Genomic DNA, 26179 nt, shown 5'->3' with positions numbered 1-26179 from the left:
TTCCTTTCGCGGATTCAATGGTGGGCAGTGCGCGGGTCGATGGCCTGGGTCAACAGGTCCACCAGCAGATTGACCAGCACGTAGATGGCAGCAGCCAGCAAGGTCACGCCGAGCACCAGCGGCACGTCCTTGTTGGCAGTCGCGTCGAGCATCAAGCGGCCGATGCCCTGGCGGCCGAACAGCAGCTCGAGCACCACCGCCCCGCCGAGCAGGCTGGCGAATACATATCCGGCCAGCGTCACCAACGGCACCAGCGCGTGACGCAAGGCATGGCGCAGGCGCACGCCGGTATCGGACATGCCGCGGGCGCGTGCCTGAGTGATGAAGGGTTGCTCGAGCACCTGTTCCAGTGACTGGCGCAGCACCTGCGCCAGCAGCGCAGCGATGGGCAGACCCAGCGCCAGACTGGGCAGCAGCAGCGACTGCCAGCCGGCCGAGCCGGACGGCGGCAGCAAGTGGAAATAGAAACTAAAGGCGAGCAGCAGCACCGTCCCGATGACGAAATTGGGCACCGCCGAGAGCACCAACTCGCCCCCCGATACCAGCGCTCGCAAGCGCCGTCCGCGGTTGGCGGTGAGCAGCGCCGACGCCAGGGCCAGCGCTACCGCCAGCAACGCTGCAGTGCTGGCCAGGGCCAAGGTCGCCCCGAGTTGCTCGCCGATCGCCTGCACTACCGAGATACGCAAGCGGTACGACTCGCCAAGATCACCCTGAGCAAGGCGTCCCAGGTAGCTCAGGTACTGCCGCCACAGCGGCTGATCAAGGCCGTACTCGGCGCGCACCTGGGCCAACAGCTCGGCGCTGGGCATCGCATCCGGGCCGCCGACAATCGCCAGCGCGGTATCACCGCCACTGTGCTGCATGCCCAGAAAAGTGAGGCTGGCCGCCGCCCACAGCACAATCACACCATCGCGCAGGCGGCGCAGTACCGTCGCCACTAACTTCATGGTTGCTCCTTGGCCAGCCACACGCTGGTGAACAGAGGGACATTGTGTGAGCCGTCGAACAGCACGCCGCCGACGGCCTTGCGGTAGGCCAGCAGCATCTGGCTTTCTACCGACGGCACTGCTGGCACGGTCTCGCCGAGCCGTTGCTGGGCCAGCCGATAGAGCTCGCGACGCCGCTGCGGGTCGGTGCTGCGGCGCGCCTCGCCCAGGTATTGGTCCAGTTGCGCATCACGAAAATGGCCAACGTTCTGACCAATCAAACGCGCGCTGGGAATGGCATTGCTGTGATAGAGGATGTACAGGCCGTCAGCCGTATTGGTGTGCCAGTAGCCGCCACCGATGGCATCGAACTCCCCGGCGTAGCGCAGCTGCATGACCCGCGTCAGCGGCAGTACTTCGATGGCCATGGCAAAGCCGATCTTGCGCAGATCGGCTTGTACCGCCACTGCAACGTTGGCCGGAAACGCCGGGTTGTCATAGGTGAGCAAGGTCGCTTGCAGGCGCTGGCCGTTGCGCATGCGTACGCCGTCGGCAGCGCGCTCGGTCCAGCCGGCCGCATCCAGCAGGCGATTGGCTGTGGCCGGGTCGAACGCCAGTGCGTCCTGCGCGACCGGGTCATAGCCTGGGGTATTCACGGCGAGATAGTCGCCCTTGGCGAGAAACTCGCCAAAGCCCGATATCCATGCCAGGCCGTCGCGGTCGATGGCTTTGGCCATGGCCTGGCGCACCCGCACGTCGTCAAACGGCACCCGCTCGACATTGAAGGTGATGCTGCGCGCAGGATTGCCTTTGCGGATCCGGCTGCGCAGGGTCAATTGCGGGTTGGCGCGGATCGCAGCGGCGTTCTGCGGCGGTGCGTCGAGGGCCATGTCGCTGTCGCCGGCTTCCAGTGCGGTGTAGCGGATCATCGCCTCGGGCACATAGCTCAGTTCGAGCCGATCCAGATAAGCCTCGCCCTGATGCTTGATGGCCGGCGGCGACCAATCATAGCCAGCGCGACGGCTGAACATCGCGCCTTGGTCACGCACGTAGCTGTCGAGCACGAACGGCCCGCTGCCGATCGGCCGTGTCGCGATGCTACGAGGTGCCTCCAGGATCTGCTTCGGCGAAATCATGCCCAGCCATGCCTGCGAGAGCACGTCGAGGAACGGCGCGTAAGGCTCGCGCAGGGTCGCCTCGAAGGTGAAATCGTCGATCACCCGGCCTTTGAGGTAAGGCGCAATATAAGCGGCCGCCAGCGGCGACTTGGTCGCCGGGTCACGCATGTGCTCAAGGTTCAGCCGCACTGTCTCGGCATCGAACCGCGCGCCGTCGCTGAAGGTGACGTCATCGCGCAAGTGAAAGGTATAGGTCAGCCCATCGGCACTGATATCCCAGGCTTTCGCCAGCCAGGGCGTCAGCGTGCCGTCTTCGGCCTGATAGACCAGGCAATCGAACAGGATCCGCCCCAACCACTGCATGTTGCCGTGGGACAAGCCGTGGATGTCGAAGCTGCCCGAATCGGTTGCGGCAGACACGCGCAAGGTGCCACCGCGCAGGCCCTCACGCTGCTCGACAAAATCACTCGCCGGGTAGCGCATGATGCCGTTGACGGCCGTCACCGCCTCGCCTTTGAGGCTGCTTGCCGTGTGCGGCGGCGCGGGTGGCGAGCAGCCGCCGAACAGCAGCGCGCTGGCCAGCAGCATCGGCGTCAGCATGTGCCTTTGGGCAGCCGGCATCAGAAGCGCACCGCTACGCCGGTGGTGACTGAGAACGCATCACCCGGATAAAAATTGGCAGAGTCGCGGCCGTTGGCGTTGTAGGCGGTGTTGGCCGCACTGGCGTAGCGCTGGTCGGTGAGGTTGCGCAGGTCAGCAAACACTTCCCACTTGCGGCTCGGCGCCTGGAAGCCGACCTTGGCCCCCCACAGCAGGTACGACGGCGCCTGCCAGGTGTTGGCGTAATCGATGTAATAGCTGGAGGCTGCGCGCAGGTTGAGCGAGGCGTAGAAACCGCTGGCCTGGCGGTAGGCCAGTTCAGCCTGGTACACCTGGCGCGGCAGGCTTGGCAGTTCGTTGCCGCCGAAGGTGTCGTCGTCGCGGTACTTGAAGTCGTTGAGGGTGTAGGCCTGGCGCAGGTCGAGGGTATCGCCGCTGGCACCGGTCCAGAGCAGCGCATTGAGGCCGGCTTCGATGCCTTGGTGAATCGTCGGGCTGGCGTTCGAGGTCGCCGTCAGTTGGTCCTGGGTGGCGCTGGCCTGGCGCACCACCACGGTCAGCAGCTCATCCTGTACCCACGAGCGGTACAGGGTCAGGCTGCCATCGAAGATGCCATGACTGCCGCGCACACCAACTTCGAAGGTGGTGGCTTTTTGTGGCCGCACATCATAGAGGAACGGGTTGCCAGTACTGCCCAACTGCCAGGTCACCGGCGGGTCGATGCTGCGGCTGACATTGCCGAACAGCTGGAATTCGGGGTTGATCTGATAGCGCAGGCCGAGCCGCGGCGCCAGATCATTTTCGACATATTCAACGCGGGTCGGCAGGTTGCTGGTGTTGGCCGTGGTCAGCGTGGTGCCTTCGATCTCGGCCTTGCGGCGGATATTGACGAACGACAAGCCGGAGGACAGCCACAGAGCATCGGTCAATTGCAGCTCGTTGCCGAACGTCAGCACCGTGTCCCGCGAGCCGGTGTAGTTGGTCTCCTGGATTTTCGCGCCGGTGCTGCGATTGTGCGACTTGACGTCAGCCAGCGAAGCCCGGGTGTTGCTGAAGATGACGCTGCTGTCGCTGGGCAGGCCGAACAGGCGGTCGCCGGTACGGAAATAGCGCAGGGTCAGGTTGATGTCCTTGGAGCGCCAGTCCTGGGGCGTGGGCGAGTAGCGCCAGCCGTTGAGCAAGGGGTAGTTGTTGTATGAAGCGCCGACTTCGAGTTTGTTGCCATCGTCGAAGGTGTAGGTGGTCTTGTTGCCGATGAAGGTGGTGCCGTCCTTGCGCCGTCCGGTCGGGGCGCTATTGCTGCGCGGGTCGTGCTTGAGCTGTTGGCGGGTCAGCGTGTTGCCGTTGGTGAGTTGCTCCTCGCGGTATTTGACGAACAGCCGGGTTTCCAGCTTTGGGCTGAATACGTGACCGAAGTTGGCAGCCAGGCCGCGGCCTTCGTTGTTGGCCTGGTCCTGATAGCCGTCGCGCTCGTTGTGCAGCACGTTGATGTAATAGTCGCTGTCGCCGACAACGCCACCGGTGCTCAGCTGTTGCTTGCGGTAGCCGTAGCTGCCCACCTCGAAGCGGGCGTAATTACCCGGGTCGGTGCGCCCGGTCTTGCTGACGAAATTGATCGCACCGCCCAGCGACAGCGCTGCGTACTCAGAGGCGTTGCCGCCATATAAGACCTCGGTGTGGTCGATGCCCTGCATGTCGAGGAAGTCTTCTTGAGTGCCGCCGGGACCGGTGATCGGCAGGCCGTCGAAAAGAAACTTGGTGCCCAGCACGTAGCCTTGATAGAAGGTATTGAGCCCGGAACCGCGGATCGAAATCTTGTTCGCGGCGGTGCCGCTGGTGCCTTGGGCGAACACCCCCGGCTGCAGGGCGAGAACGTCTTCGGCATTGGCAGCACGGCCCTGCTCGACCTGACGGTTGTCGATCACTGCAGTATTGCCGGCAACCTTCTGCAGGCGCTTCTGATCCTTCTGAGCGCCACTGGCTGCGGCGCCGGTGACAGTAACTGTGCCGAGGGTGGACTCCCCGGCAGCAAATACCGAGGGGGTGAGCAGCGCCATCAGCACTGCCACACTGGCGGCGTTGCCCAGCGGGTGACCGGTAAGTCGAACTTTCGCACGCAATGCTGATACTCCCTTTATATATATCACCGCCGCACCTCGCTGTTTCGAGGGCCACCGTTGAATGCTTGTAAAGTGAGTATTGCAGGTGTCGTGCCAGCTATTAAACTACCTGTTTACTGGCCTTCAGGCGCCTTGCCTAGTTGTGCTCCAGCACAAACTGTTGCCACCCTGTTGCTCAGCCAACAGTTGCGGATATCTTTCCAATAAGCGCTCAAGCACGGCCATCAGAGCAATTTTGCAAAGACAATTTCAGTCCTTAATTCGAGTAATTAACATATAACCTTAAGTGTTTGAATGCCGACAGCCGAGCAACAATTAAGGTGCTTTTTACTCACGCATCGAAGACAGTGTGGCGGCGCGCGCCGCCGCGCAGTGTCTTTCCCCAAGCTGGCATAAAACCTGCTCTGCAATTTGTGACAGGCCTGACTATGCCCATAGAACGCCGAGGCAACTAACTAATGAACTTCAAGGATTACCCCAATGCCTGTGCTGCAACCCAATCAACTGCGTGTGGCCGTCCGCCACGCCACCCTGGCCACAGCCCTTAGCGCCACCCTGGCCAGCCCATTGTATGCCGCAGAGACCGAACGGACCCTGGGTACCGTCACCGTCCAAGGGGCAAAGCAGACTGCTGCGCAAGCGGCCAGCAGCCAACTGGCAGAGGTCCCTGGTGGCACCAGCGTGGTCGACAGCGAAGAAGTCGCAAAAGGCCGCACCGGCAACCTGCAGGACACGCTTGGCTATCAGCCGGGGGTATTCGTGCAGTCCACCGGCGGCAACGATGCGGCCAAGATCTCCATTCGAGGCTCGGGCGCAAACACCTCGCCGGGCTACTTTCGGGAAGGCATCAAGTTCCTCTTCGATGGCCTGCCGCTGACCGGTCCGGGCGGTACGCCGTATGAGTTCCTCAACGCCGCGGGTGTCAATTACACCGAGATCCTGCGCGGCGCCAACGCCTTCCAGTACGGTGCCTTGACCCTCGGCGGCGCGGTCAACTTCGTCAATCACAGTGGCTATACCGCGCCCGGCCTGCGCCTGCGTGGCGAGGCCGGCAGCTATGGTTACCAGAAGCAGAGCATCAGTTATGGCGGGGTCGAGGGCGACCTGGATTACTACCTGCAAGCCGACAACTACCGCAACGACGGCTACCGCGACTACAGCCTGTCGCGCAGTTCAGGCATGGTTGCCAATGCCGGCTACCGCTTCAGCCCCAAACTTGAAACGCGGGTATTGCTGCGTTACCGCGACGAATTCCACAATGACCCGAGCGCGACGACCCTCGCCGCAGCCAAGCACAACCCACGCCGGGCCAGTGCGACCGCCGAAAGCAGCGGTGCCGGTGCGCGCCGCCCCGGCAGCATCTGGCTGGGCAGCAAGACCACCTACACCTTCGATGACGATGCCCGGCTGACCGTCGGTTTGTCCTACCACGACTACCGCCACACCAATAACCCGCGCAGCCCGACCAACCCCAGCTATTGGGACTGGCACGACCTCGGCCTGCTCCTCGGCTATGACCGCATCGACACCTTGTTCGGCCATGAAAGCCGCAGCAGCGTTGCCTTCACCTCAACCCAGCACCTGCGCGGCGGGGTCAATTCGGCCAATGACGATAAGGTCAGCTTGAAGAAAGTCGATTATCAGGATTCGTTCGACCGGGTGATCGCCCTGGGCAATGACCTCAACCTGGTCGATGGCCTGTGGCTGACCAGCGGTGTGTCGTTCGTCAACGTGCGACGCAAGGCCGACATCGACTACGCGGTAAACCCCAACCGCACCGACTTCCCGCAGCATGTCGACTACGACAACTGGAGCGTCGCCCCGCGGGTCGGTTTGCGCTATGAGTTCAGCCCCAACCTGCAGGTATTCACCAACCTCAGCCGCAGTATCGACCCGCCGGCATCCTGGGAATACTCAGGCTCCGGCCCGACCCTGCCGTACATTCGCCCGCTGGTTGAACAGAAAGGCAACACATTCGAGGTCGGCATCAAAGGCTCGCACGGGATCTTCGACGGCAGCCTGGCGCTGTACCGCTCGTGGATTCACAACGAGTTGCTCAACGTGCAGATCATCCCCGCCAGCAACGGCGCGGCGGCGGTCACCGGCGCATTCAATGCCACGCCGACCATTCACCAGGGCATCGAAGCAGGCCTGAACACCCGCCTGTGGCAAAACCCGCAAGGCGATCAGGTGCGCCTGCGCCAGGTTTACACCCTGAACGACTTCTACTACCGCAACGACGATACCTTCGGCGACAACCAGCTCCCTGGCATCCCCAAGCATGTCTATCAAGGCGAGTTGCAATACCAGCACCACAGCGGCTGGTACAGCGGCGTCAACGTGCAGTCGGCATCGCGCACGGCAGTGGACTACGCCAATACACTGTATGCGCCTTCGTACACGATCTGGGGCGCGAAAGTGGGTTACGAGGCGCCCAAGGGCAATTGGAAGGTCTCGCTGGACGTGAAAAACCTGGCCAACAAAGCTTATGTTTCGGCCATTACCCCCGTCTACAACGCGCGCGGGCAGGATTCGGCGTCGTTCTGGCCGGGCGACGGCATCGGCGCCTATGTTGGGCTCGAGCTGCGCTACTGACGGCAAGCCGGCGTTGCCCCGCGCAAGCGGAGCAACGCCGACGGCTCAGAGGTTCGAGGCGCGCGGCATCAGTTCATAGGGCAACTTGAAGCCGGGCATGGCCTGGATCCGCTGTTTCCATTCTTCGATATGAGGGAAATCACTCAGCTGCATGCCGGTATCTTCAGGCATGTACACGTAGCCGGCCAGCGATAGGTCAGCGATGGTCAAGCGCCCGCCGACCATATAGGGCGTGGTGCTCAGGTGCTGGTCGACCACGCGATAGGCCGCTTTTGCCCGATCGCGGAAGAACGTCGTGACTTCGGTTTCACCTGTCTTTTTCAAACCGTAAAGAAAACGCAGGGTTGCGTAATAGCTGGTGAATTTGTGGTTATCAAACAACATCCAGCGCCAGATCTCACGGCGCTCATCGTCACTCTGCCAGCCGAATTTACCCGTCTGCTCGACCAGGTATTCAAGAATCAGTGCCGACTGGGTCAGGGTCTTGCCGCGGTGTTCGAGCACCGGCACTTCGCCCTGTTGATTGACCTGACTGCGCCAGTCTTCATCTCGGGTCTGGCCATTGAAGAAGTCGACCGGCACCGCTTGCCAATCGCAACCGGTCAATTCAAGCATCAGCGCAACCTTGTAGGCGTTGCCGGATTCACCAAAGCAGTGCAGCGTGTATTCAGACATGGTCGACCTTCAGCTTGGGTTGAGTGAGACAGCTCGTCCAGCAGTAGAGCATGGCTCGGGTACGCCGACCACTGCGCGCACGCAGCCAATTGAACTAGTTTCAGTCATTGCCGCTCTTATTATCATGCAGACATTCCCCTAGGCTTCACCCTTCTGGAGGTTTCGCCATGCGTCGTTTGATTGTTGTTTCTTCGCTGTTGGTTCTGCTGCCTGTTGGCTCGGCGATGGCCCGTGTCGATGGCCGTGATATCGCTACATCGGCGGGTGTATCCGCTTCCCTGTACTCGACCTTCAAGGATGACAAACGGATCATCCCGGCGCGTGACGAGCTGTCGGCATTCGTGGCCAGCGGCGGTGCCATCCGTGGCGCTTACGTTGAATCGGCGCTGGAGCAGGCGCGTCAAAGCAACCCTGGCCTGCAGGTCAGTGACGAAGAGCTGGCTCAGGCGATCCTGTCGCAAGACAACTGATTGCTGACCCCGCTATCTAACCGGACCACGTCTACGCCCCGCGTAGCGTGGTCTTTTGCTGTGCGGCTTTGATAATCCTCCGTCATTTTCAATAAATTGACGAAACAGTCTCGGCGCGCCACGCCTTGGTGCCCCCACAGACAGCCGCTATGGTTGCTGCAACTCCTCACCACTCAGCGGAACAGCCTCCATGAAAGCCATTGTCTTTACCCAGCACGGCCTGCCGATCAGCGATCCTGCGGCATTGTTCGACACCGAGCTTGAGCAGCCCACCCCTGGGCCCCGCGATCTGCTGGTCGAAGTGCAGGCCATCTCGGTCAACCCGGTCGATACCAAGGTCCGCGCCGGCAGCGGCAGCACCGCACAGCCGAAAGTACTCGGTTGGGACGCCGTGGGTATCGTCCGGGAGGTCGGCAGCGACGTCAGCTTGTTCCTGCCAGGCGATGAGGTCTTCTACGCCGGCGCCATCGACCGACCCGGCAGCTACAGCCAGTTTCACTTGGTGGATGAGCGCATTGTCGGGCACAAACCGCGCAGCCTCGACGCCGCCAGTGCCGCAGCGCTGCCGCTGACGTCGATTACCGCCTGGGAGCTGTTGTTCGACCGCCTGGGCGTTGCCGAAGGTGGCGGCCAGGGGCAGACCCTGCTGATCGTCGGTGCTGGCGGTGGGGTGGGCTCGATTCTTACCCAACTGGCCCGCAAACTGACCGACCTGACCGTGATCGGCACTGCCTCACGTGCCGAAACCCAGCAATGGGTCAAGGACTTGGGCGCGCATCATGTGGTCGATCACAGCCAGCCGCTGCCCACACAGATTGCCCAGATCGGCGATGGCCAGGTCGACATGGTCATCAGCTTGACCCATACCGACCGCCACTTCGCTCAGCTGATCGAAGTCCTGCGTCCACAAGGTCGGCTGGCGTTGATCGATGACCCGGCAACCCTTGACGTCGTGCCGCTCAAGCGCAAATCGTTGTCGCTGCACTGGGAGCTGATGTTCACCCGCTCGCTGTACCAGACCGCCGACATGATCAAGCAGCACCAATTGCTGGATCGGGTTGCGGCACTGGTTGACGAAGGGGTGTTGCGCACCACGTTGGGTGAGCACTTCGGTGCGATCAATGCACAGAACCTGCGCCGGGCTCACGCCTTGATCGAGAGCGGCAAGGCCAAGGGCAAGATCGTTCTTGCAGGGTTCGACGCCTAGGCTTGCTCAGCCAGCGGCTGTACCTGGGTCAATCGCCCAGAGCCTGCAGCCGCTGTAACAGGAATGCGCGCAATTGCTGCACCACCGGCGTCAATGACTGCCGGTGGGCACACACTAGGTGTAACGGCGTCGGCTGCCCCCAGGCCCGCGGGAACAGCTCGACCAACCGCCCGGCCTCGAGGTCGGCGCGCACATCCAGCTGCGACTTGAACACCACACCCAGCCCCGCCACCGCCCAGCGCCGCACCACATCGGCATCATCACTGGTGCGATCGCCGGCGACCATCACCGCCTTGACGCCGTGCTCGGTATGAAAGTTCCAGCGTTCATGGGTCAGATCGCCCATCATGTAGCGCAGGCAGTTGTGCTGGGTGAGATCTTCTGGGGTGCGCGGCGCACCATGCCGGGCGAGGTAGGCAGGTGCTGCGCAGAGGATGCGCCGGTTGTTCGCCGCCAGCGGCAGCGCCACCAGGCTGGAGTCGGCCAACTGCCCATAACGAATCCCCGCATCCAGCCGGTCACTGAAAAAGTCCGCGACCTGGTCGCTCAGCCTTAGCTGCAGTTCGATCCGTGGGTGCGCCGCCTGAAACTCATCCAGCCAAGGCAACAGCAGGTTACGGCCCAGATCGGAAGGCATCGACAGGCGCAGCGGCCCGGCAATTTCCTCGCGCCCGTCAGCCAGTGCCAACTCACCCTCGCTGAGTGCTTCCAGCACCTGACGGGCATGCGGCAGGTAGCGCTGGCCATCGTCGGACAGGCGCAGTTTGCGCGTCGAACGCACGAACAAACGGATACCCAGGCTGCGCTCCAGGCGCTGCACCGCACCGCTGGCCAAGGCCGGCGAAATATCCAGTTGCCGCGCCGCCGCCGAGAAGCTGCCGGCCTCGACGGTGGTGACGAATACCTGCAGATCGTCCATGCGCACCAGTTTCTTGATCAACCGCCAATCCTCACTGATTCAAGCCAAAGCCTTGCCGTAGAGCGCTGAGGGTCTAGGCTGACAGTTCAAGCCAATAAAAAGAGACCACCAATGCCGATGCCCCGCCCACCCTTTGCCGCCGCCCTCGCCCTGTGCCTGGCCTGCTCCCAGGCCATTGCCGCCGAACCGACCCCACAGGACCTGCTCAAGCAAGCCCAAGCAGAGCAAGCACATTACCTCGACACCCTCAAAAGCCTGGTCTCGGTCGACACCGGTACCGGCACCGAAGCAGGCCTGAGCCAGGTCAGCGCTGAACTGGTCAAGCGCCTCAAGGCGCTCGGTGCCCAGGTTGAAACCCATCCCGCCACACCTTCTGTTGGCGACAACATCGTCGGTACCTTCAAGGGCACCGGCAGCAAAGACTTCATGCTGATGGTCCACTACGACACCGTGTTCGGCCCCGGCACGGTGGCCAAGCGGCCGTTCCGTATCGAAGGCGAACGCGCCTACGGACCCGGTGTTGCCGATGCCAAAGGCGGCGTGGCGATGATCCTGCACGCGCTCAAGCTGCTGCAGGACCAGCAATTCAAAGGCTACCGGACGCTAACCGTACTGTTCAATCCAGATGAAGAAATGGGCTCCGCCGGCTCCAGAAAGATCATCGCCGAGCTGGCCCGCAAGCATGATTACGTATTCTCCTACGAGCCGCCGGACAAGGACGCCGTCACTGTCGCCACCAACGGTATCAACCGCCTCAAACTCGAAGTCAAAGGCCGCTCCTCGCACGCTGGTTCTGCACCTGAAGAAGGCCGCAACGCACTGACCGAATTGTCCCATCAGATCCTCCAGTTGAAGGACCTGGGCGATGCCAACAAAGGCACCACGGTCAACTGGACCCTGGCAAAAGCCGGCGAAAAGGCCAACATCATTCCTGCCCTTGCCACGGCCGAAGCCGACATGCGCTATTCGGACTTGAGCGAAAGTGATCGCGTCGCGGCCGATGCCAAACGCATCGCACAAAAGCAGCTGATCGGCGACACCCAGACCAGCGTCACCCTCGAGAAAGGCCGCCCCCCCCTGGCGCGCAATGAAGGCTCCAGTGCCCTGGCCAAAACCGCCGGCCAGCTGTATGGCCAGATCGACCGCACGCTTGAGCCAATTGCGATGCGCTTTGGCACCGACGCTGGGTATGCCTACGTGCCGGGCAGCGCGAAGCCTGCAGTGCTGGAAACCATGGGCGTGGTCGGTGCCGGGCTGCATGGCGATGACGAGTACATCGAGCTGGCCAGTGTCGCACCGCGCTTGTACCTGACGGTGGCGATGATCAGGAAGCTGGCGCAGTAAGCCTTGCACTCGTGAGGGAGCGTGATGAACATTCTCTACGATGAACGCGTCGATGGCCGGCTGCCGGCCATCGACCAGGCCGAGGTACTGGGGGCGCTGCGCAGCGCCCTGCCCGACCTGGAGATTCTGCACCGCAACGAGGACCTCAGACCGTATGAGTGCGATGGCCTCTCGGCCTATCGCACACTTCCATTGCTGGTGGTACTGCCAGTGCGACTGGAGCAGGTGCAGACGCTGCTCAAGGTCTGCCACCAGCGCGGGGTGCCGGTGGTTGCGCGCGGCGCAGGCACTGGTTTGTCCGGCGGCGCCTTGCCGTTGAGCAAAGGCATCCTGCTGGTGATGGCGCGCTTCAACCAGATCCTTGAGGTCAACCCGCAGGGGCGTTATGCCAGGGTGCAACCTGGCGTGCGCAACCTGGCCATCTCTCAGGCTGCAGCGCCGTACGGCCTCTACTACGCACCTGATCCGTCGTCGCAGATCGCCTGTTCGATTGGCGGCAACGTGGCTGAAAACGCCGGCGGTGTGCATTGCCTGAAATACGGCCTTACCGTGCACAACCTGCTCAAAGTCGACATCCTCACCATCGAAGGCGAGCACCTGAGTCTGGGCAGTGATGCCCTGGACAGCCCGGGCTTTGACCTGCTGGCGCTGTTTACCGGCTCCGAAGGCATGCTCGGCATTGTCACCGAAGTCACCGTCAAATTGCTGGCCAAGCCGCAGGTGGCGCGGGTGCTGTTGGCCAGCTTCAACAGCGTCGAGGACGCTGGCCGCGCGGTTGCCGAAATCATCGGAGCGGGGATCATCCCCGCGGGCCTGGAGATGATGGACAACCTGGCTATCCGCGCCGCTGAAGACTTCATCCATGCCGGCTACCCGGTGGACGCAGCGGCGATCCTGCTGTGTGAACTGAATGGCGTCGAAGCCGATGTAACGGCTGACTGCGCGCGGGTGCAGGCCGTGCTGGAGCAGGCTGGGGCGAGCCAGGTGCAACTGGCCTGCGACGAGGCGCAGCGGGTGCGTTTCTGGGCCGGGCGCAAGAACGCCTTTCCTGCCGTGGGGCGGATTTCACCGGACTACTACTGCATGGACGGCACGATCCCCCGCCGCCAGCTGGCGCGGGTGCTCAGTGCGATCGCTGAGTTGTCCGCAGAATATGGGTTGCGCGTGGCCAATGTGTTTCATGCCGGCGATGGCAATATGCACCCACTGATCCTGTTTGATGCCAATGTGCCGGGCGAGCTGGAGCGGGCTGAAGCCATCGGCGGCAAGATCCTCGAGCTGTGCGTGGCGGTGGGTGGCAGCATTACCGGCGAGCATGGCGTCGGCCGGGAAAAGATCAATCAGATGTGCGTGCAGTTCAACAGCGACGAAATCACCCTGTTTCACGCGGTCAAGGCAGCGTTTGACTCGCGGGGGCTGCTCAACCCCGGCAAGAACATTCCGACCCTGCAGCGCTGCGCCGAATTTGGCGCCCTGCATGTACACCATGGCCAACTGCCCTTCCCTGACCTGGAGCGCTTCTGATGAGCCTTGCCGGTGATCTGAGCCAGGACCTGCTTGATCAGGTCAAGCAGGCGCTGGCTTCTAATACGCCACTGCGTATCCAGGGTAGCAACAGCAAGGCCATGCTCGGCAACCACGTTGCAGGCAAGCTCATCGACACCCGCGGCCATAGCGGCATCATCAGCTACGACCCTACCGAGCTGGTCCTGACCGCGCGCGCCGGGACGCCACTGGCTGAAATCGAAGCCGTATTGGCTGAAGCTGGGCAGATCCTGCCCTGGGAACCGCCGCATCTGGGGCCGGCAGCAACAGTGGGCGGCACGGTTGCTGCGGGTCTTTCCGGCCCACGCAGGCCCTGGGCGGGGGCGGCGCGCGACCATGTTCTCGGCAGCCGCGTCATCACCGGCCACGGCAAGTTGCTGCGGTTCGGCGGCGAAGTGATGAAGAACGTTGCCGGCTACGACCTGTCACGCCTGCTCACCGGCAGCTTCGGCTGCCTTGGGCTGCTCACCGAAGTCTCGCTCAAAGTGCTGCCGCGACCGCGCCAATGCCTCAGCCTGCGCTTGCACATGCCTGCGCATCTGGCACTCAGTGCGCTCGCTGAATGGGGTCAACAGCCGCTGCCGATCAGCGCAGCCTGCCATGACGGCGAGGCACTCTGCCTGCGCCTGGAGGGTGGCGAAGGGTCGGTACAGTCGGCATTTCAGCGCCTCGGCGGCGAGCTGATCGATAGCCGCTTCTGGGACGATCTGCGCGAGCAGCGGCTGGCGTTTTTTGCCGATTCGCAGCCGCTCTGGCGCCTGTCGCTGCCAATTGCCTCAGGCACCACCGGCCTGCCTGGGCGCGAGCTGATCGACTGGAGCGGCGCCCAACGCTGGCTGAAGTCCACAGCACCCGCTGCGCAGATCCGCAGCCAGGCCGCTGCCCTCGGAGGGCACGCCACGGGCTATTCGGCGGTTGCTGACAGCTTTACCCCATTGCCCGCAGCGCTGCTGCGCTACCACCGAACACTCAAACAGCAGCTCGACCCCCAGGGCATCTTCAATCCCGGGCGTATGTATGCAGACTTGTGAGGGCAGATCATGCAGACCAATCTGAGCGAAGCAGCCCAAGGCCTGGCACGCGGCGCAGAAGCCGAGCGCATTCTGCGCTCCTGCGTGCACTGTGGTTTCTGCACCGCCACCTGCCCCACCTACCAACTCCTGGGCGACGAACTGGATGGGCCACGTGGGCGGATCTACCTGATCAAGCAAGTGCTGGAAGGCGCGCCGGCCACCACCAGCACCCAACTGCATTTGGACCGCTGCCTGACCTGCCGCAACTGCGAAAGTACTTGCCCCTCAGGCGTGCAATACCACGACCTGCTGGACATCGGCCGCGCCGTGGTCGAGGCACAGGTACCCCGCCCGCTCGGTCAACGCCTGCTGCGTGGGGCGCTGCGCGCCGTGGTGCCACGCCCAACCCTGTTCCAGGCGCTGACTCGCAGCGGCCAGGTACTGCGCCCGCTGCTACCGGCGGGTCTAAAAACCAAGTTGCCTGCAAGCGTGACAGCGCCAGGCCTGCGCCCGGCGCCACGGCACAATCGCCGCGTGCTCTTGCTTGAAGGCTGCGTACAAGCAGCATTTTCTCCCAACACCAACAGCGCCACCGCACGCGTGCTCGATCGCCTCGGCATCAGTGTCGAGCCAAGCCCGGCGGCGGGCTGTTGCGGCTCGGTGGAGTATCACTTGAACGCCCAAGAACAGGGTTTGCAACGCGCCCGGAACAACATTGATGCCTGGTGGCCGGCGGTTGAGGCCGGAGCTGAAGCCATTGTGCAGACCGCCAGCGGCTGCGGCGCGTTTATCCATGAGTACGGCCATTTGCTTGCCCACGACCCGCTGTACGCCGGCAAAGCCGCCCGCATCAGCGCCCTCGCCCGTGACCTGGTGGAGGTTCTGCGCGACGAGCCGCTGGAGCAGCTCGGCCTGTGCCACGAACAACGGCTGGCGTTCCACTGCCCCTGCACGCTGCAACATGCGCTCAAACTCGGCGGTGCGGTGGAAGCCGTGTTGACACGGCTGGGCTTCAGTCTCACCCGCGTGCCGGACGGGCACCTGTGCTGTGGCTCGGCAGGTACCTACTCGCTGACCCAGCCCGAGTTGGCCCGGCAACTACGCGATAATCGCCTGGACGCGCTGGAAAGCGGCAAACCGCAGATCATCGCCACTGCCAATATCGGCTGTCAGACCCATCTCGACGGCGCGGGCCGCACGCCTGTGCGGCACTGGATCGAAATCGTCGAGCAAGCGTTGACCGCGCAGGGCTGATGAACTCGCTTGATCTGTTCTCAAGAGTGGCGCAAAAACGCTCTGAAACGTACCCTGCAGCCGTAATACCAAAGTGCCATACGTCGGTATTCGCCCCGCGCGCCCACTGTTTTTGCATACCATGTGCACATTAATGCAGTCATACCGTATACCCGAGCTGTCTACCTCAGGAAGAGGCCCGTACGTTCAAGCCATTTCCGCCTCTGGCGAGATGTTGATACCCAGCCATCAAGAGGCACCCGCAATGAACATTTCCAGCACCGGCGAAACCCCTTCCCCTGGGTGCCGTCACTGTCGTGACAGCGAACCGCTGCCGTTTGCCATCAGCATGGCCTTCCAGCCGATCATCGACGCGTCAAGTTCGGCCGTATTCGCCTACGAGTCCTTGGTCCGCGGCACCGATGGCAGCGGTGCCAAGAGCATCCTCGACCAGGTCACTCAGGCCAATCGCTACAAGTTCGACCAGTCGTGCCGGGTCAAGGCGGTGGAGCTGGCCGCCAAGCTCGCGCTGCCGACCTACCTGAGCATCAACTTCCTGCCCAACGCGGTGTATCAGCCAGCCGCGTGTATCCGTGCCACGCTCGATGCTGCTCAGCGCTTCAACTTCCCTGCCAATCGGATCATCTTCGAGTTCACTGAAAACGAAAGCATGGTCGACAAGCAGCACCTGCGCGGCATTGTGCTCGAGTACCAGAAGCTTGGCTTCAAGACCGCGATCGACGACTTCGGGGCTGGCTATTCGGGGCTGGGTCTGCTGGCAGAGTTTCAACCAGACATCATCAAGATCGACATGGAACTGATCCGCGATATTCACCAGAGCCGCGCACGCTGCGCGATTGTCGAAGGCATCGTCGGTATCTGCCGCAAGCTCGACATCACGGTGATCGCTGAAGGTATCGAGCGCGTCGAGGAGTACCTGACACTGCGCAGCCTGGGCGTCAATCTGTTCCAGGGCTATCTGTTCGCCCGCCCTGGCTTCGAGACGCTGCCGGACGTGCACTGGCCTGGGCGCGAAACTGTCTGCTAGAGCAGGTATCCTGAGCATTCAGACGCGCTCGGGAATGCTCCATGGAACTGCACATTCGCCTCGAAGGGGGCAAAGGCCTTGCCGATCAGCTCTATCAGCAGCTGCGCGCCGGTATCGACAGTGGCCACCTCGCGGCGGGTAGCCAACTGCCGCCAACGCGCCTGCTGGCAGAGCAATTGGGCGTGTCGCGCAAGACCGTTGCCGAGGCGTATTCGCGCCTAACCTACGACAACTTGCTCAGCGCCGTGGTTGGCCGCGGCACATTCATCAGCCAGCGGCGCGCGCCTCAGGCAACTCCTACGACGGTGGTCGAACTGGCGGCCAGCGCGTCGCTGCAACGCTGGCAGCAACGCGCGACGGTGCTCGCCAGGCCCGGTTTGAACAGCCCGTCGCGCTATGACTTCATCGGGGGCGCTTCGTCCAAGGCACAGTTCCCGTTCGACCAATGGCGCAGCTGCATGCAGTACGCCCTGCGGCGCAGCCAGCGCCACCCCGAACGGCAATTCCATGCCCAGGGCCTGGCGGAGCTGCGCGAAGCCATCGCCCATCATATTGCCTACGCCCGCGGCGTGCATTGCAGTGCGGCGGACATCCTGGTCTGCAACGGTGCCCAGCAAGCGCTGGACCTGATCGCCCGGGTGCTGCTCGAGCCGGGCTGTCGAGTGGCCATGGAAGACCCCGGCTATTCACCGGCGCGCCAGCTGTTTCTCGCTTTGGGCGCTCAACTGCAATCGGTGCCGGTGGATGAGCAAGGCCTGTGTGTTGAACAGATCGAGCCTGGCACCCGGCTGATTTATGTGACGCCATCGCATCAATTTCCGCTGGGCATGCCGATGAGCGAAGCACGCCGCCAGGCCTTGCTGGACAGGGCCGCTGAGCTGGGCGCGCTGATCATCGAAGACGACTATGACTGTGAGTTCCGCTATCAGGGACCAACCAGCGACGCCCTGCAGCGGCTCGACCGGCACGGCCTGGTGGCGTATGTCGGGACCTTTTCCAAGACCTTGCTGCCGGAATTGCGCCTCGGCTATGCGGTGCTGCCGCCCGCAGTACTGCGCGCCGCCTGCGTGGCCAAGCACCTGAGCGATCTGCACAGCCCGGCCCTGCAACAGTGGGCACTGGCGCGGTTTATCAACGAGGGCTACCTGAGCAAGCACATCCGCCGTTGCCACGAAATCTACAGCGCCCGCCGCGGGCGGATCCTGCAGCGTTTGCAGGGGGACCTGGCGCCATGGTTCAGTGCGGTGCCGGCCAATGCTGGCTTCCACATGAGCGCGATGGCCAGCCCCACTGTCGATGTCGAGTTGCTGATCAAGCTGGTGCGCAAGGTCGAGGTCGGCCTGTATTCGCTGGCGCCGTTCTTCAGCGAGGTGCCCGTACGCCCTGGCCTGCTACTGGGCTTCGGCGCCATCGAGCTACTGGATATCGACCCGGCGCTGGACCGGGTCGCCGATACCCTGCGCCAGATCAGCTGAGCGGCTGCACCTCGGCATCACGTACTGGCCGGGCCATCGCGCCAGCGTAGCCCTGCGGGACGAACCGAGCGGTGACCAGCAACATGGCCACTACCGTCAGCGTGAGCAAGGTCCAGGAGGCCTGAAAGTCGCCGGTGACATCGCGCAGCCAGCCGGTGATGTACGGCACGATGCCGGTAATGATAAAGCCGATACCTTGCACGAAAGCCGCCAGGCTACCCGCCTCTGCTGGGGTTTTCACATGCTCCAGAGTCAAGGTCAGGCTCAGGCTGAAACATGAGCCCAGACCAAAACCGATCAAGCCGACCCACAAGCCCATCGCGCTGTTGGGTGCCAGCAGCAGCCCGCTGAAGCCGCACAGTTGCACCAGCAACGCCAGCCACAGGCCAGGCCGGCGATCCATCAAATGGCGCAACAGCAATGGCATCCCCAGCGCGCCGATGACCTGGAACACGGTCATCAAACCGACCAGGTCACCCCCGCCCTGAGCGGTGCCGCCGTGCTCCAGATGATAGGCCGGCAGCCACGCCACCATGCTCGTGTAACCGCCGTTGATCAGGCCGAAGTACAGTGCGAGCAACCACGCCCGGCGATTGCCGAACCAGTGCCCGCGCGCCGCGCCCGATGCCTGTGCAGGCGCCTGGCGTGGACGCAACACACCCCAGGCAAGCATTGCCAGCAGCGCCGGCACTGCCCAGATGCCGAGGCCGACCTGCCAGCGCTGAAAGTACTCGCTGATGTGCGGGCCAAGCACCGCCGCCAGGCCGCCGCCGGTCATCAACGCCGCTGAATAAAGGCCCATGCTCGCTGCCAGCCGCTGCGGGAACCAGCGGTTGACCAACCCCGGCATCATGCCTTGCACCAGCGCCACGCCGATCCCGGCCAGCAAAGCACTGACGATCAGCGCCCACGCGCTGGCCACCTGCAAACGCCACAGGCATGCCGCAGCGATGGCGCCCAAGCCGAATAGCATGCCGCCATGCTCACTCAGCCAGCGTCGCAGCCAGGGCTGGGTCAAGGGCACCAGGCCCATGCACAGCACCGGCAACGCAGTCAGCAGCGCCGCTTGCTGATAGCCAAGGCCGGTACTGGCGCGCATCGCTTCAAGCAACGGCCCGATACTGGTCAGGATCGGCCGCAGATTAAGCGCCAGGAGCATGATCAGCAGCAGGTTCAATGCACCTCTCATACCTGCTGGGCCTGCTGCCATTGTTGATACAGGCCAGCCTCGCCCTGCGGCTTGAGTGGCCGCAAAGGCAGGCTTTGCTGTTGCGCCGGCTTGGCCATTTCAGCGTATACGGCAGCGGTCGACAGGCCGAAGGCAGCGCCCTCGTCGTTGTCGTAGGCAAACCATGCGCGCTCGATGCCGCACAGGTGCATGGCCGCCAGACACATCGGGCACGGGTGACCGCTGGCATAGATCTCGGCCCCGTCCAGGCGCGCTGTGCCGAGCACCTGCGACGCCTGGCGGATGGCCTGCATTTCGGCATGGGCAGTTGGGTCCTGGCTGCTGTGGATCTCATTGACGGCACGCGCCACTACCCGACCTTGATAGACCAGCACAGCCCCGAACGGACGGCCGCCGGCCTGAATATTCTCTCGGGCCAGATCCAGCGCTTCGCGCATATGGCTTGGGTTGGACATGAATGAATCTCCGGTAAGCGATGCGCTGATTATCCCGACTCCAGGGTCAAGGCTGAAATGAAGAGATTGGATGCCTGTCAGTGGCCACCTGAATAGCGCCATTGGCCTCCTGGCAAAGCCGGGGATTGGCTATCGGGCGCCACGCTGCCCGGCGCTAAGCTTTGCGCAACAGCCCGCCAGCCGGCGGCCTCTAGCACCTACCGGAGCCAAACCATGCACAGTCGCCTTGAATGGGCCAAACACGCGCCCGAAGCCTACAAAGCCATGCTCAGCCTGGAGCAGGCGCTGGCCAACAGTGGCCTGGAAACCTCGCTGCTCGAGCTGATCCGCCTGCGCGCATCGCAGATCAACGGCTGCGCCTACTGCGTCAACCTGCACAGCAATGATGCGCGCAAGGCCGGCGAAACCGAGGCCCGTTTACAAACCTTGCTGGTCTGGCAGGAAACCCACTACTTCACCCCTCGCGAACGGGCGGCACTGGCCTGGGTCGAGAGCCTGACCAAGTTGCCTGAACACGGTGCGCCGCAAGACCAGTATCAAGCGCTGCAGGAGCATTTCGAGCCTGCGGAAGTGGTCAACCTGACGCTGGCAATTGCCACCATCAACGCCTGGAATCGTTTCGGCGTAGGGTTCGCAATGATCCCGGCCTAAGCCGCGGTTACTCGCGTCCGAGCAGCTGCGAGCGATAGCTACCAGGACTGTGCCCGGTCCATTTCCTGAAGGCCCGGTGAAACGCGCTGGGCTCCTGGAAACCGGTCTGCTCGGCGATTTCGGCAATGCTCAAGCGGCCTTCGCGCAGGCGTTCGAAGGCCATCGCCCGACGTACTTCGTCCTTGATCTGCTGGTATGAGCGCCCTTCGCGCTGCAACTGCCGGCGAAAGCTGCTGGCGCTCAAACCCTGCTGCTCTGCCAGGCCGACCAGCGTCGGCCACTCGCCATAATCGCGGGCCTTGAGGTGGCGATAAACCTTCGCCACCAGGCCGTTCTGATTGCGAAAGCGAATGACCAGCCCTTGCGGCGCAGTGCGCAAAAAACTCTTCAGGGCGGCCAGGTCCTGCACTACGGGCAGGCGCAGGTCGGCACTGTTGAACTCCACCTCGGTACAGCCACTGCCCAGGCGCAGGTCAGCGCCCCACAGCAGCGTGTCATCTTCCAGTGGCGGGCGTGCAATGGCCAGCTCGGTGCGTTCGATCTGCAACCGGCGACCGCCCAACCAGCACAGCAGACCGACCACCAGCACCAGATAGGTTTCCTCGGCATACCCCCGGGTCAGCGGATCGGCAATGCTCGACTGCACGCTGATCACTGTGCGCGAGCCACGCACGCTGATCGAGCCACGCAGGTCGCGCAGAAACAGGCCGAAATTGCCCAGGCACTGACGCAGTGCCTTGTCCAGGCTGGGCTCCTGAATCAACCCACGGCAGATCAAGGCAAAGCTGCCCAGCGGCATGCCATGGCTGTCGAGGCGGAAAAATTCGTCGTCCAGCACCTGGATCAAACTTAACCAAAGCTGGGCAAAGGTCTTGGCCGGCACCCGTGCCTCCGGGTCTTCAAGCAGCTCAGGGGCTATGCCCACGGCGCGCAACTGTGCATCGCGCAACTGCGGCTGATCAGCCAGGGCATGCAGCATGGCCTGGAGAAAATACACCGCGACCGAATCGCTATCGCGCATGGCTGGGGTTCGCTTGTCTATGCTGAGTGGCAAAAAACGCCAGGTTGAATGAGCAGATCCGACATAGGCCGCGAGGCAGGCATTGCCTAGACTCGGGCCATCCACAGATGGCGGCCATTCTCGCAGAGCCTGGCCCCGTCCCGCTACGCCTTCGCAACTGGAGCCCGCCATGAGCAGTACAGAAATCTACGTCGTCAGTGCCGTCCGTTCCGCCATCGGAGGCTTTGGCGGTGCCCTCAAGGACCTGCCGCTGGCCGACCTCGCCACGGCGCTGGCCCGTGCCGCCATCGAGCGCTCCGGCGTGGCTGCCGAGCAGATTGGTCATGTAGTGATGGGCAACGTCATCCCCACCGAAGCCCGCGACGCCTATCTGGGCCGGGTGGCGGCGATGAATGCCGGCATTCCCAAGGAAACCCCAGCCTTCAACGTCAACCGCCTGTGCGGTTCGGGCCTGCAGGCGATCGTCTCGGCCGCGCAAAGCTTGCTGCTGGGCGACACCGATATCGCCCTGGCGGCCGGCGCCGAGTCGATGAGCCGCGCGCCGTACCTGCTGCCACAGGCGCGCTGGGGCGCACGCATGGGTGATCTGCAAGGCATCGATTATCTGGTCGGTGTGCTGCAGGACCCGTTCGAGCATTTCCACATGGGCATCACCGCCGAGAACGTCGCGGCCAAGCACGGCATCACCCGGCAGATGCAGGACGAGCTGGCGCTGACCAGCCAGCAACGCGCCGCCCGGGCGATTGCCGAAGGCCGTTTTGACAGCCAGATCGTGCCGCTGGAACTGAAAACCCGCAAAGGCCCAGTGCAGTTCGCCGTCGACGAGCATGTGCGCAGCGATGTAAGCGCCGAGCAGCTGGCTGCGATGAAGACTGTGTTCAAGAAGGATGGTACGGTCACTGCAGGCAATGCCAGCGGTATCAACGACGGCGCCGCCGGCCTGGTGCTGGCCACCGGTGAAGCGGTACGCCGGCTGGGCCTCAAGCCGCTGGCGCGGTTGGTAGCCTACGCCCATGCCGGCGTCGAGCCGGCACTGATGGGCCTGGGACCGATTCCGGCTACGCAAAAAGCGCTGCAAAAGGCCGGCCTGACGGTCAATGACCTGGATGTGATCGAGTCCAACGAGGCGTTTGCCGCGCAAGCCTGCGCAGTGGCTCGCGCGCTGGACTTCGACCCTGAAAAGGTCAACCCGAACGGCTCGGGCATCTCGCTCGGTCACCCCGTCGGCGCCACCGGCGCAATCATTGCTACCAAGGCCATCCATGAACTGCAGCGGGTGCAGGGCCGCTATGCCCTGGCGACCATGTGCATCGGCGGCGGCCAAGGCATCGCTGTTGTCTTTGAACGCGTATAAGGAGCGGCGTTGTGAGCATTGAACGGATTGCAGTGATCGGCGCCGGGACCATGGGTAACGGCATTGCCCAGGTGTGCGCAGTGGCGGGCTATCAGGTGCTGCTGATCGACGTCAGCGATGCTGCGCTGGAGCGCGGTATGGCGACCTTGAACAAGAACCTCGAACGCCAGGTCAGCAAGGGCACGCTCGAGGCCGACAAGGCCGCAGCAGCAAAGGGCCGGATTCGCACCAGCACCGATTATGCAGACCTGCGCGATGTGCAGCTGTTGATCGAGGCTGCGACCGAAAACCTTGAGTTGAAGCAGCGCATCCTGCAACAGGCCGCGGCCAACGTCAGTAGCGATTGCCTGATCGCGACCAACACCTCATCGCTGTCGGTAACCCAGCTGGCCGCCGGCATCGAGCACCCCGAGCGCTTTATCGGCGTGCACTTCTTCAACCCGGTGCCAATGATGGCGCTGGTGGAAATCATCCGTGGTTTGCAGACAGACGACAGCACCTACGCCCAGGCCTTGGTGGTGACCGAAAAGCTCGGCAAGACGCCGATCACAGCTGGCAACCGTCCGGGCTTTGTGGTCAACCGTATCCTGCTGCCGATGATCAACGAAGCCATCTTCGTGCGCCAGGAAGGCCTGGCCAGCGCTGAAGACATCGACACCGGTATGCGCCTGGGCTGCAACCAGCCAATCGGCCCGCTGGCGTTGGCTGACCTGATCGGCCTGGACACAGTGCTGGCGATAATGGAGGCATTCGTCGATGGCTTCAACGACAGCAAGTACCGCCCTGCTCCGCTGCTGCGGGAAATGGTCGCGGCCGGTTACCTCGGCCGCAAAAGCGGTCGCGGCTTCTTCACCTACTGAGGAGCGCCCGCCATGTCGGCCAATGCCGCCCTGCGCTGCAGCAATTTTGACGAGCGTCGCGACAAGGCCATGGCACTGTTCGCCGCCAAGGGCTTTGGCCAGGTCAGCATGCGTGAGCTGGCGGCGCATGTCGGCCTGACTGCAGGCTCGCTGTATCACCATTTTCCGAGCAAGCAGGATTTGCTCTATGACCTGATCGAAGAGTTGTACGAGGAGCTGCAGGCGACCCTCGACCAGGGCCGCAAGGCCTTGGCCCGAGGCAAGCCGGCGCTGCCTGCGGTGATCGCAGCGCACTGGCAACTGCACGCTGAGCGCGGCTTGCAGTTCCGCCTGGTCGAACGCGATCTGTGTTGCCTGAGCGATGAGCAGCAGGCGCGGCTGGCGCTGGTTCGCCTGCGTTATCAGGCGGGCTTGCTGAAGTTGGTGGCACCACAGACACGCCTCAGTGGTCCGGCGCTGACGGCCACCGGGCAAGCGCTCGGCGCACTGCTCAATCAACTGCCTGGCTGGCTACAGGGCCGCGGGTTGGCCGAGGATGAGGGCCTGCGCTTGATGCAGAGCCTGCTGCTGGGCGGTATCGAGCGCACCCTCAAAGATGCGGTCATATAGCCGCAACAGAGTCTTATATTCCCAATAAGTCGTTTATTTAGATTTTTTAGTGCGCTTCAATCTAACTAATTCTGTTGGACTGGAGCCGCAACTTGAGCACTTCGCCGCACCCGGGAGCTGATCCCAAACCTTTGCTGTTTGCCCTGTATGAACAAGCCAGTGTCGGCTGTGGCGGTGCGCCGAGCCTGTGGACCCACCCGGCCGACGAACGCCTGAGCATCAACTCGCTGAGCTACTGGTCGAACCTGGCGCGAATCGCCGATCAGGCCAACCTCGACATGCTGTTCTTTGCCGATGTGCTGGGCTTCTACGATGGCTATGGCGGCACAGCCGACGCTGCCCTCAAGTGGGCCGTCGAAGCGCCTGCCAATGATCCGCTGATGATCATCCCGGCATTGGCTGCAGTGACTGAAAACCTAGCCTTCGGGGTCACCGTCAGCACCAGCTACGAACATCCCTTCACCCATGCCCGGCGCTTCAGCACGCTGGATCACCTGAGCAATGGCCGGGTCGGCTGGAACATCGTCACCTCCTACCTGAACAGCGCCGCGCGCAACTTCGGCCTGGAACAGATGATCAAGCATAATGACCGCTACGAGCGTGCCGAAGAATTCCTCGATGTGGTCTACAAGCTGTGGGAAGGCAGCTGGGCGCAGGACGCGGTGGTCGCCGACAAGTCCCGCCAACTCTATGCCCAGGGTGAACGCGTGCGGCCGATCAACCATATTGGCGAACACTACCGCGTCGCCGGCCCGCACCTCAGCTCACCGTCACCCCAGCGCACACCGCTGCTTATCCAGGCCGGCTGGTCCGGGCGCGGGCGCGAGTTTGCCGCCAAACACGCCGAGCTGATCTTCATCGCCAAGTCCAACCCGCTGGAAATCCGTCAGGGTCTGGATGAAATATGGGCCCAGGCGCAGGCCCGTGGTCGCCATGCCGACGATGTAAAGTCGCTGACGGTGCTGCGGATCGTCACCGCCAAAACCGAAATCGAGGCGCAGCGCAAATACGAGCAACTGCAGAGCAACTACCACCTGCAAGCGCAACTGGTCAGCTACGCCGGCGACACGGGCATCGACATCAGCCGCTACGCCGACAACGAACCCCTGGCGACCCACACCGAAGGCCTGACCTCGTACATGATGCGCCCTGACGGCAGCGGCAAGCCGCTGACCGCTGGCGATGTGAAAGAGCGCTTTGCCAGCGTCACCCGAGGCACCGACCTGATCCTGGTCGGCACGCCTGAGCAGGTAGCGCAGCGCATCGAGGAGCACGCAGCAATCTCCGGCACCAGCGGCTACATGATCAACCCGCTGATCAGCCCGGGCAGCCTGGAAGACTTCGTCGAACTGGTGATCCCGGCCTTGCAGAAACGTGGCCTGTACCGCACCCAGCCACAAAGCGGCACCTTGCGTTCACGCCTGCGCAATGACCGCTCCAGCTACCTGCCGGCTTCGGCCCATGGCGCGTCGTTCCGTTTTGCCTGATCAGCAGTAGGAGCATGGTGCGCATAGCTGTAGGATGGCGGCTCGTTGAATCATCTGTGGTTTTTGCAATGAACAAATTGATCCTGCCTGTCGCCATCTTTCTCAGCGTCATCCTTGCTGGCAAGGTAGCCGAGCACTACGCCGTCGAGGGCAGCTGGCGCATCGGCCTGCTATGCCTGGTTGCAGTAGTCGTGCAGATCGTGGTCAGCCGCATCCAGCGCGCTCGTCGCGAGAATGCCGAGTCGTAATGCCATTGGTCAGTGGC

General features: G+C 63.0%; 23 protein-coding genes. 15 read left to right on the top strand and 8 right to left on the bottom strand.

The window, feature by feature from the left end; genetic code table 11:
- Positions 1-14 precede the first annotated feature (14 nt).
- The 3 genes from HU736_RS03530 to HU736_RS03520 are packed head-to-tail and all read right to left on the bottom strand — an operon-like array spanning position 15 to position 4764.
- Positions 15-947 (bottom strand): ABC transporter permease, encoded by a 933-nt coding sequence (locus tag HU736_RS03530; protein WP_186698362.1) that lies wholly within the window; start codon positions 945-947, stop codon positions 15-17.
- On the bottom strand, positions 944-2665 hold the full coding sequence (locus tag HU736_RS03525) for an ABC transporter substrate-binding protein (protein WP_225912967.1): 1722 nt from the start codon (positions 2663-2665) through the stop codon (positions 944-946). The genes HU736_RS03530 and HU736_RS03525 overlap by 4 nt, the downstream gene beginning before the upstream one ends.
- Positions 2665-4764, bottom strand: a complete 2100-nt coding sequence (locus HU736_RS03520) for a TonB-dependent receptor family protein (protein ID WP_225912966.1) — start codon at positions 4762-4764, stop codon at positions 2665-2667. The genes HU736_RS03525 and HU736_RS03520 overlap by 1 nt, the downstream gene beginning before the upstream one ends.
- A gap of 480 nt (positions 4765-5244) precedes the next feature.
- Between HU736_RS03520 and HU736_RS03515 the strand changes: the two genes are divergently transcribed.
- Positions 5245-7359, top strand: coding sequence for a TonB-dependent receptor family protein (locus HU736_RS03515; RefSeq protein ID WP_186698364.1), 2115 nt, complete (start codon positions 5245-5247; stop codon positions 7357-7359).
- A 45-nt stretch (positions 7360-7404) separates the two neighbouring features.
- Here HU736_RS03515 and HU736_RS03510 read toward each other — a convergent pair whose 3' ends face one another.
- On the bottom strand, positions 7405-8034 hold the full coding sequence (locus HU736_RS03510; RefSeq protein ID WP_186698366.1) for a glutathione S-transferase family protein: 630 nt from the start codon (positions 8032-8034) through the stop codon (positions 7405-7407).
- Positions 8035-8201: 167 nt separating this feature from the next.
- On the opposite strand from HU736_RS03510, the gene HU736_RS03505 reads away from it, so the two are divergent.
- The gene (locus tag HU736_RS03505) at positions 8202-8504 is read left to right on the top strand and encodes a DUF2388 domain-containing protein (RefSeq protein WP_101318955.1); all 303 of its coding nucleotides are present in this window, start codon (positions 8202-8204) and stop codon (positions 8502-8504) included.
- A gap of 190 nt (positions 8505-8694) precedes the next feature.
- Positions 8695-9711, top strand: coding sequence for a zinc-binding alcohol dehydrogenase family protein (locus tag HU736_RS03500; protein WP_186698368.1), 1017 nt, complete (start codon positions 8695-8697; stop codon positions 9709-9711).
- A gap of 28 nt (positions 9712-9739) precedes the next feature.
- Here HU736_RS03500 and HU736_RS03495 read toward each other — a convergent pair whose 3' ends face one another.
- Entirely contained in the window at positions 9740-10639 is a 900-nt protein-coding gene (locus tag HU736_RS03495) for a LysR family transcriptional regulator (RefSeq protein WP_186698535.1), read from the bottom strand.
- 102 nt (positions 10640-10741) lie between these two features.
- On the opposite strand from HU736_RS03495, the gene HU736_RS03490 reads away from it, so the two are divergent.
- The 6 genes from HU736_RS03490 (at position 10742) to pdxR (ending at position 18288) form a co-directional block, all read left to right on the top strand.
- Positions 10742-11974, top strand: a complete 1233-nt coding sequence (locus HU736_RS03490) for a M20/M25/M40 family metallo-hydrolase (RefSeq protein ID WP_186698370.1) — start codon at positions 10742-10744, stop codon at positions 11972-11974.
- 24 nt (positions 11975-11998) lie between these two features.
- A complete protein-coding gene (gene glcD, locus HU736_RS03485) occupies positions 11999-13498 on the top strand; it encodes a glycolate oxidase subunit GlcD (protein WP_186698372.1) in 1500 nt (499 codons plus the stop codon).
- Positions 13498-14550, top strand: a complete 1053-nt coding sequence (gene glcE, locus HU736_RS03480; protein ID WP_186698374.1) for a glycolate oxidase subunit GlcE — start codon at positions 13498-13500, stop codon at positions 14548-14550. Before glcD ends, glcE begins: the two co-directional genes overlap by 1 nt.
- A gap of 9 nt (positions 14551-14559) precedes the next feature.
- The gene (glcF, locus tag HU736_RS03475) at positions 14560-15786 is read left to right on the top strand and encodes a glycolate oxidase subunit GlcF (RefSeq protein WP_186698376.1); all 1227 of its coding nucleotides are present in this window, start codon (positions 14560-14562) and stop codon (positions 15784-15786) included.
- 244 nt (positions 15787-16030) lie between these two features.
- Positions 16031-16813: an EAL domain-containing protein gene (locus HU736_RS03470; protein ID WP_181003796.1), complete on the top strand. Its 783-nt coding sequence runs from the start codon at positions 16031-16033 to the stop codon at positions 16811-16813.
- Between the two features lie 41 nt (positions 16814-16854).
- Positions 16855-18288, top strand: a complete 1434-nt coding sequence (gene pdxR, locus HU736_RS03465) for a MocR-like pyridoxine biosynthesis transcription factor PdxR (protein WP_186698378.1) — start codon at positions 16855-16857, stop codon at positions 18286-18288.
- Here pdxR and HU736_RS03460 read toward each other — a convergent pair.
- Together HU736_RS03460 and HU736_RS03455 are read right to left on the bottom strand one after the other, a co-directional pair.
- Positions 18281-19477 (bottom strand): CynX/NimT family MFS transporter, encoded by a 1197-nt coding sequence (locus HU736_RS03460; RefSeq protein WP_186698380.1) that lies wholly within the window; start codon positions 19475-19477, stop codon positions 18281-18283. The two genes, pdxR and HU736_RS03460, sit on opposite strands and share 8 nt — an antisense overlap.
- Positions 19474-19932: a nucleoside deaminase gene (locus tag HU736_RS03455; RefSeq protein ID WP_103437149.1), complete on the bottom strand. Its 459-nt coding sequence runs from the start codon at positions 19930-19932 to the stop codon at positions 19474-19476. Before HU736_RS03455 ends, HU736_RS03460 begins: the two co-directional genes overlap by 4 nt.
- A gap of 213 nt (positions 19933-20145) precedes the next feature.
- Here HU736_RS03455 and HU736_RS03450 point away from each other — a divergent pair, with 213 nt between their 5' ends.
- A complete protein-coding gene (locus tag HU736_RS03450) occupies positions 20146-20583 on the top strand; it encodes a carboxymuconolactone decarboxylase family protein (protein ID WP_103437148.1) in 438 nt (145 codons plus the stop codon).
- A 7-nt stretch (positions 20584-20590) separates the two neighbouring features.
- On the opposite strand, the gene HU736_RS03445 is transcribed toward HU736_RS03450, so the two are convergent.
- Positions 20591-21604 carry an AraC family transcriptional regulator gene (locus HU736_RS03445; protein WP_186698382.1) on the bottom strand — a complete coding sequence of 338 codons (1014 nt, stop codon included), beginning with the start codon at positions 21602-21604 and terminating at the stop codon, positions 20591-20593.
- Positions 21605-21773: 169 nt separating this feature from the next.
- Between HU736_RS03445 and HU736_RS03440 the strand changes: the two genes are divergently transcribed.
- The 5 genes from HU736_RS03440 to HU736_RS03420 all read left to right on the top strand — a co-directional run bounded on the left by HU736_RS03440 (position 21774) and on the right by HU736_RS03420 (position 26162).
- Positions 21774-22958: an acetyl-CoA C-acyltransferase family protein gene (locus HU736_RS03440; protein ID WP_186698384.1), complete on the top strand. Its 1185-nt coding sequence runs from the start codon at positions 21774-21776 to the stop codon at positions 22956-22958.
- An 11-nt stretch (positions 22959-22969) separates the two neighbouring features.
- The gene (locus HU736_RS03435) at positions 22970-23818 is read left to right on the top strand and encodes a 3-hydroxybutyryl-CoA dehydrogenase (protein WP_186698386.1); all 849 of its coding nucleotides are present in this window, start codon (positions 22970-22972) and stop codon (positions 23816-23818) included.
- 12 nt (positions 23819-23830) lie between these two features.
- Positions 23831-24427: a TetR/AcrR family transcriptional regulator gene (locus HU736_RS03430; RefSeq protein ID WP_186698388.1), complete on the top strand. Its 597-nt coding sequence runs from the start codon at positions 23831-23833 to the stop codon at positions 24425-24427.
- A 92-nt stretch (positions 24428-24519) separates the two neighbouring features.
- A complete protein-coding gene (locus tag HU736_RS03425) occupies positions 24520-25914 on the top strand; it encodes an LLM class flavin-dependent oxidoreductase (RefSeq protein ID WP_186698390.1) in 1395 nt (464 codons plus the stop codon).
- 68 nt (positions 25915-25982) lie between these two features.
- The gene (locus tag HU736_RS03420; protein WP_181107198.1) at positions 25983-26162 is read left to right on the top strand and encodes a hypothetical protein; all 180 of its coding nucleotides are present in this window, start codon (positions 25983-25985) and stop codon (positions 26160-26162) included.
- Positions 26163-26179 lie beyond the last annotated feature (17 nt).

Origin of the sequence: Pseudomonas shirazensis (assembly GCF_014268785.2) — a bacterium.
In the GTDB taxonomy this organism is placed as follows: Bacteria; Pseudomonadota; Gammaproteobacteria; order Pseudomonadales; family Pseudomonadaceae; genus Aquipseudomonas; species Aquipseudomonas shirazensis.
This window is presented reverse-complemented; position numbering and strand designations above follow the sequence as displayed.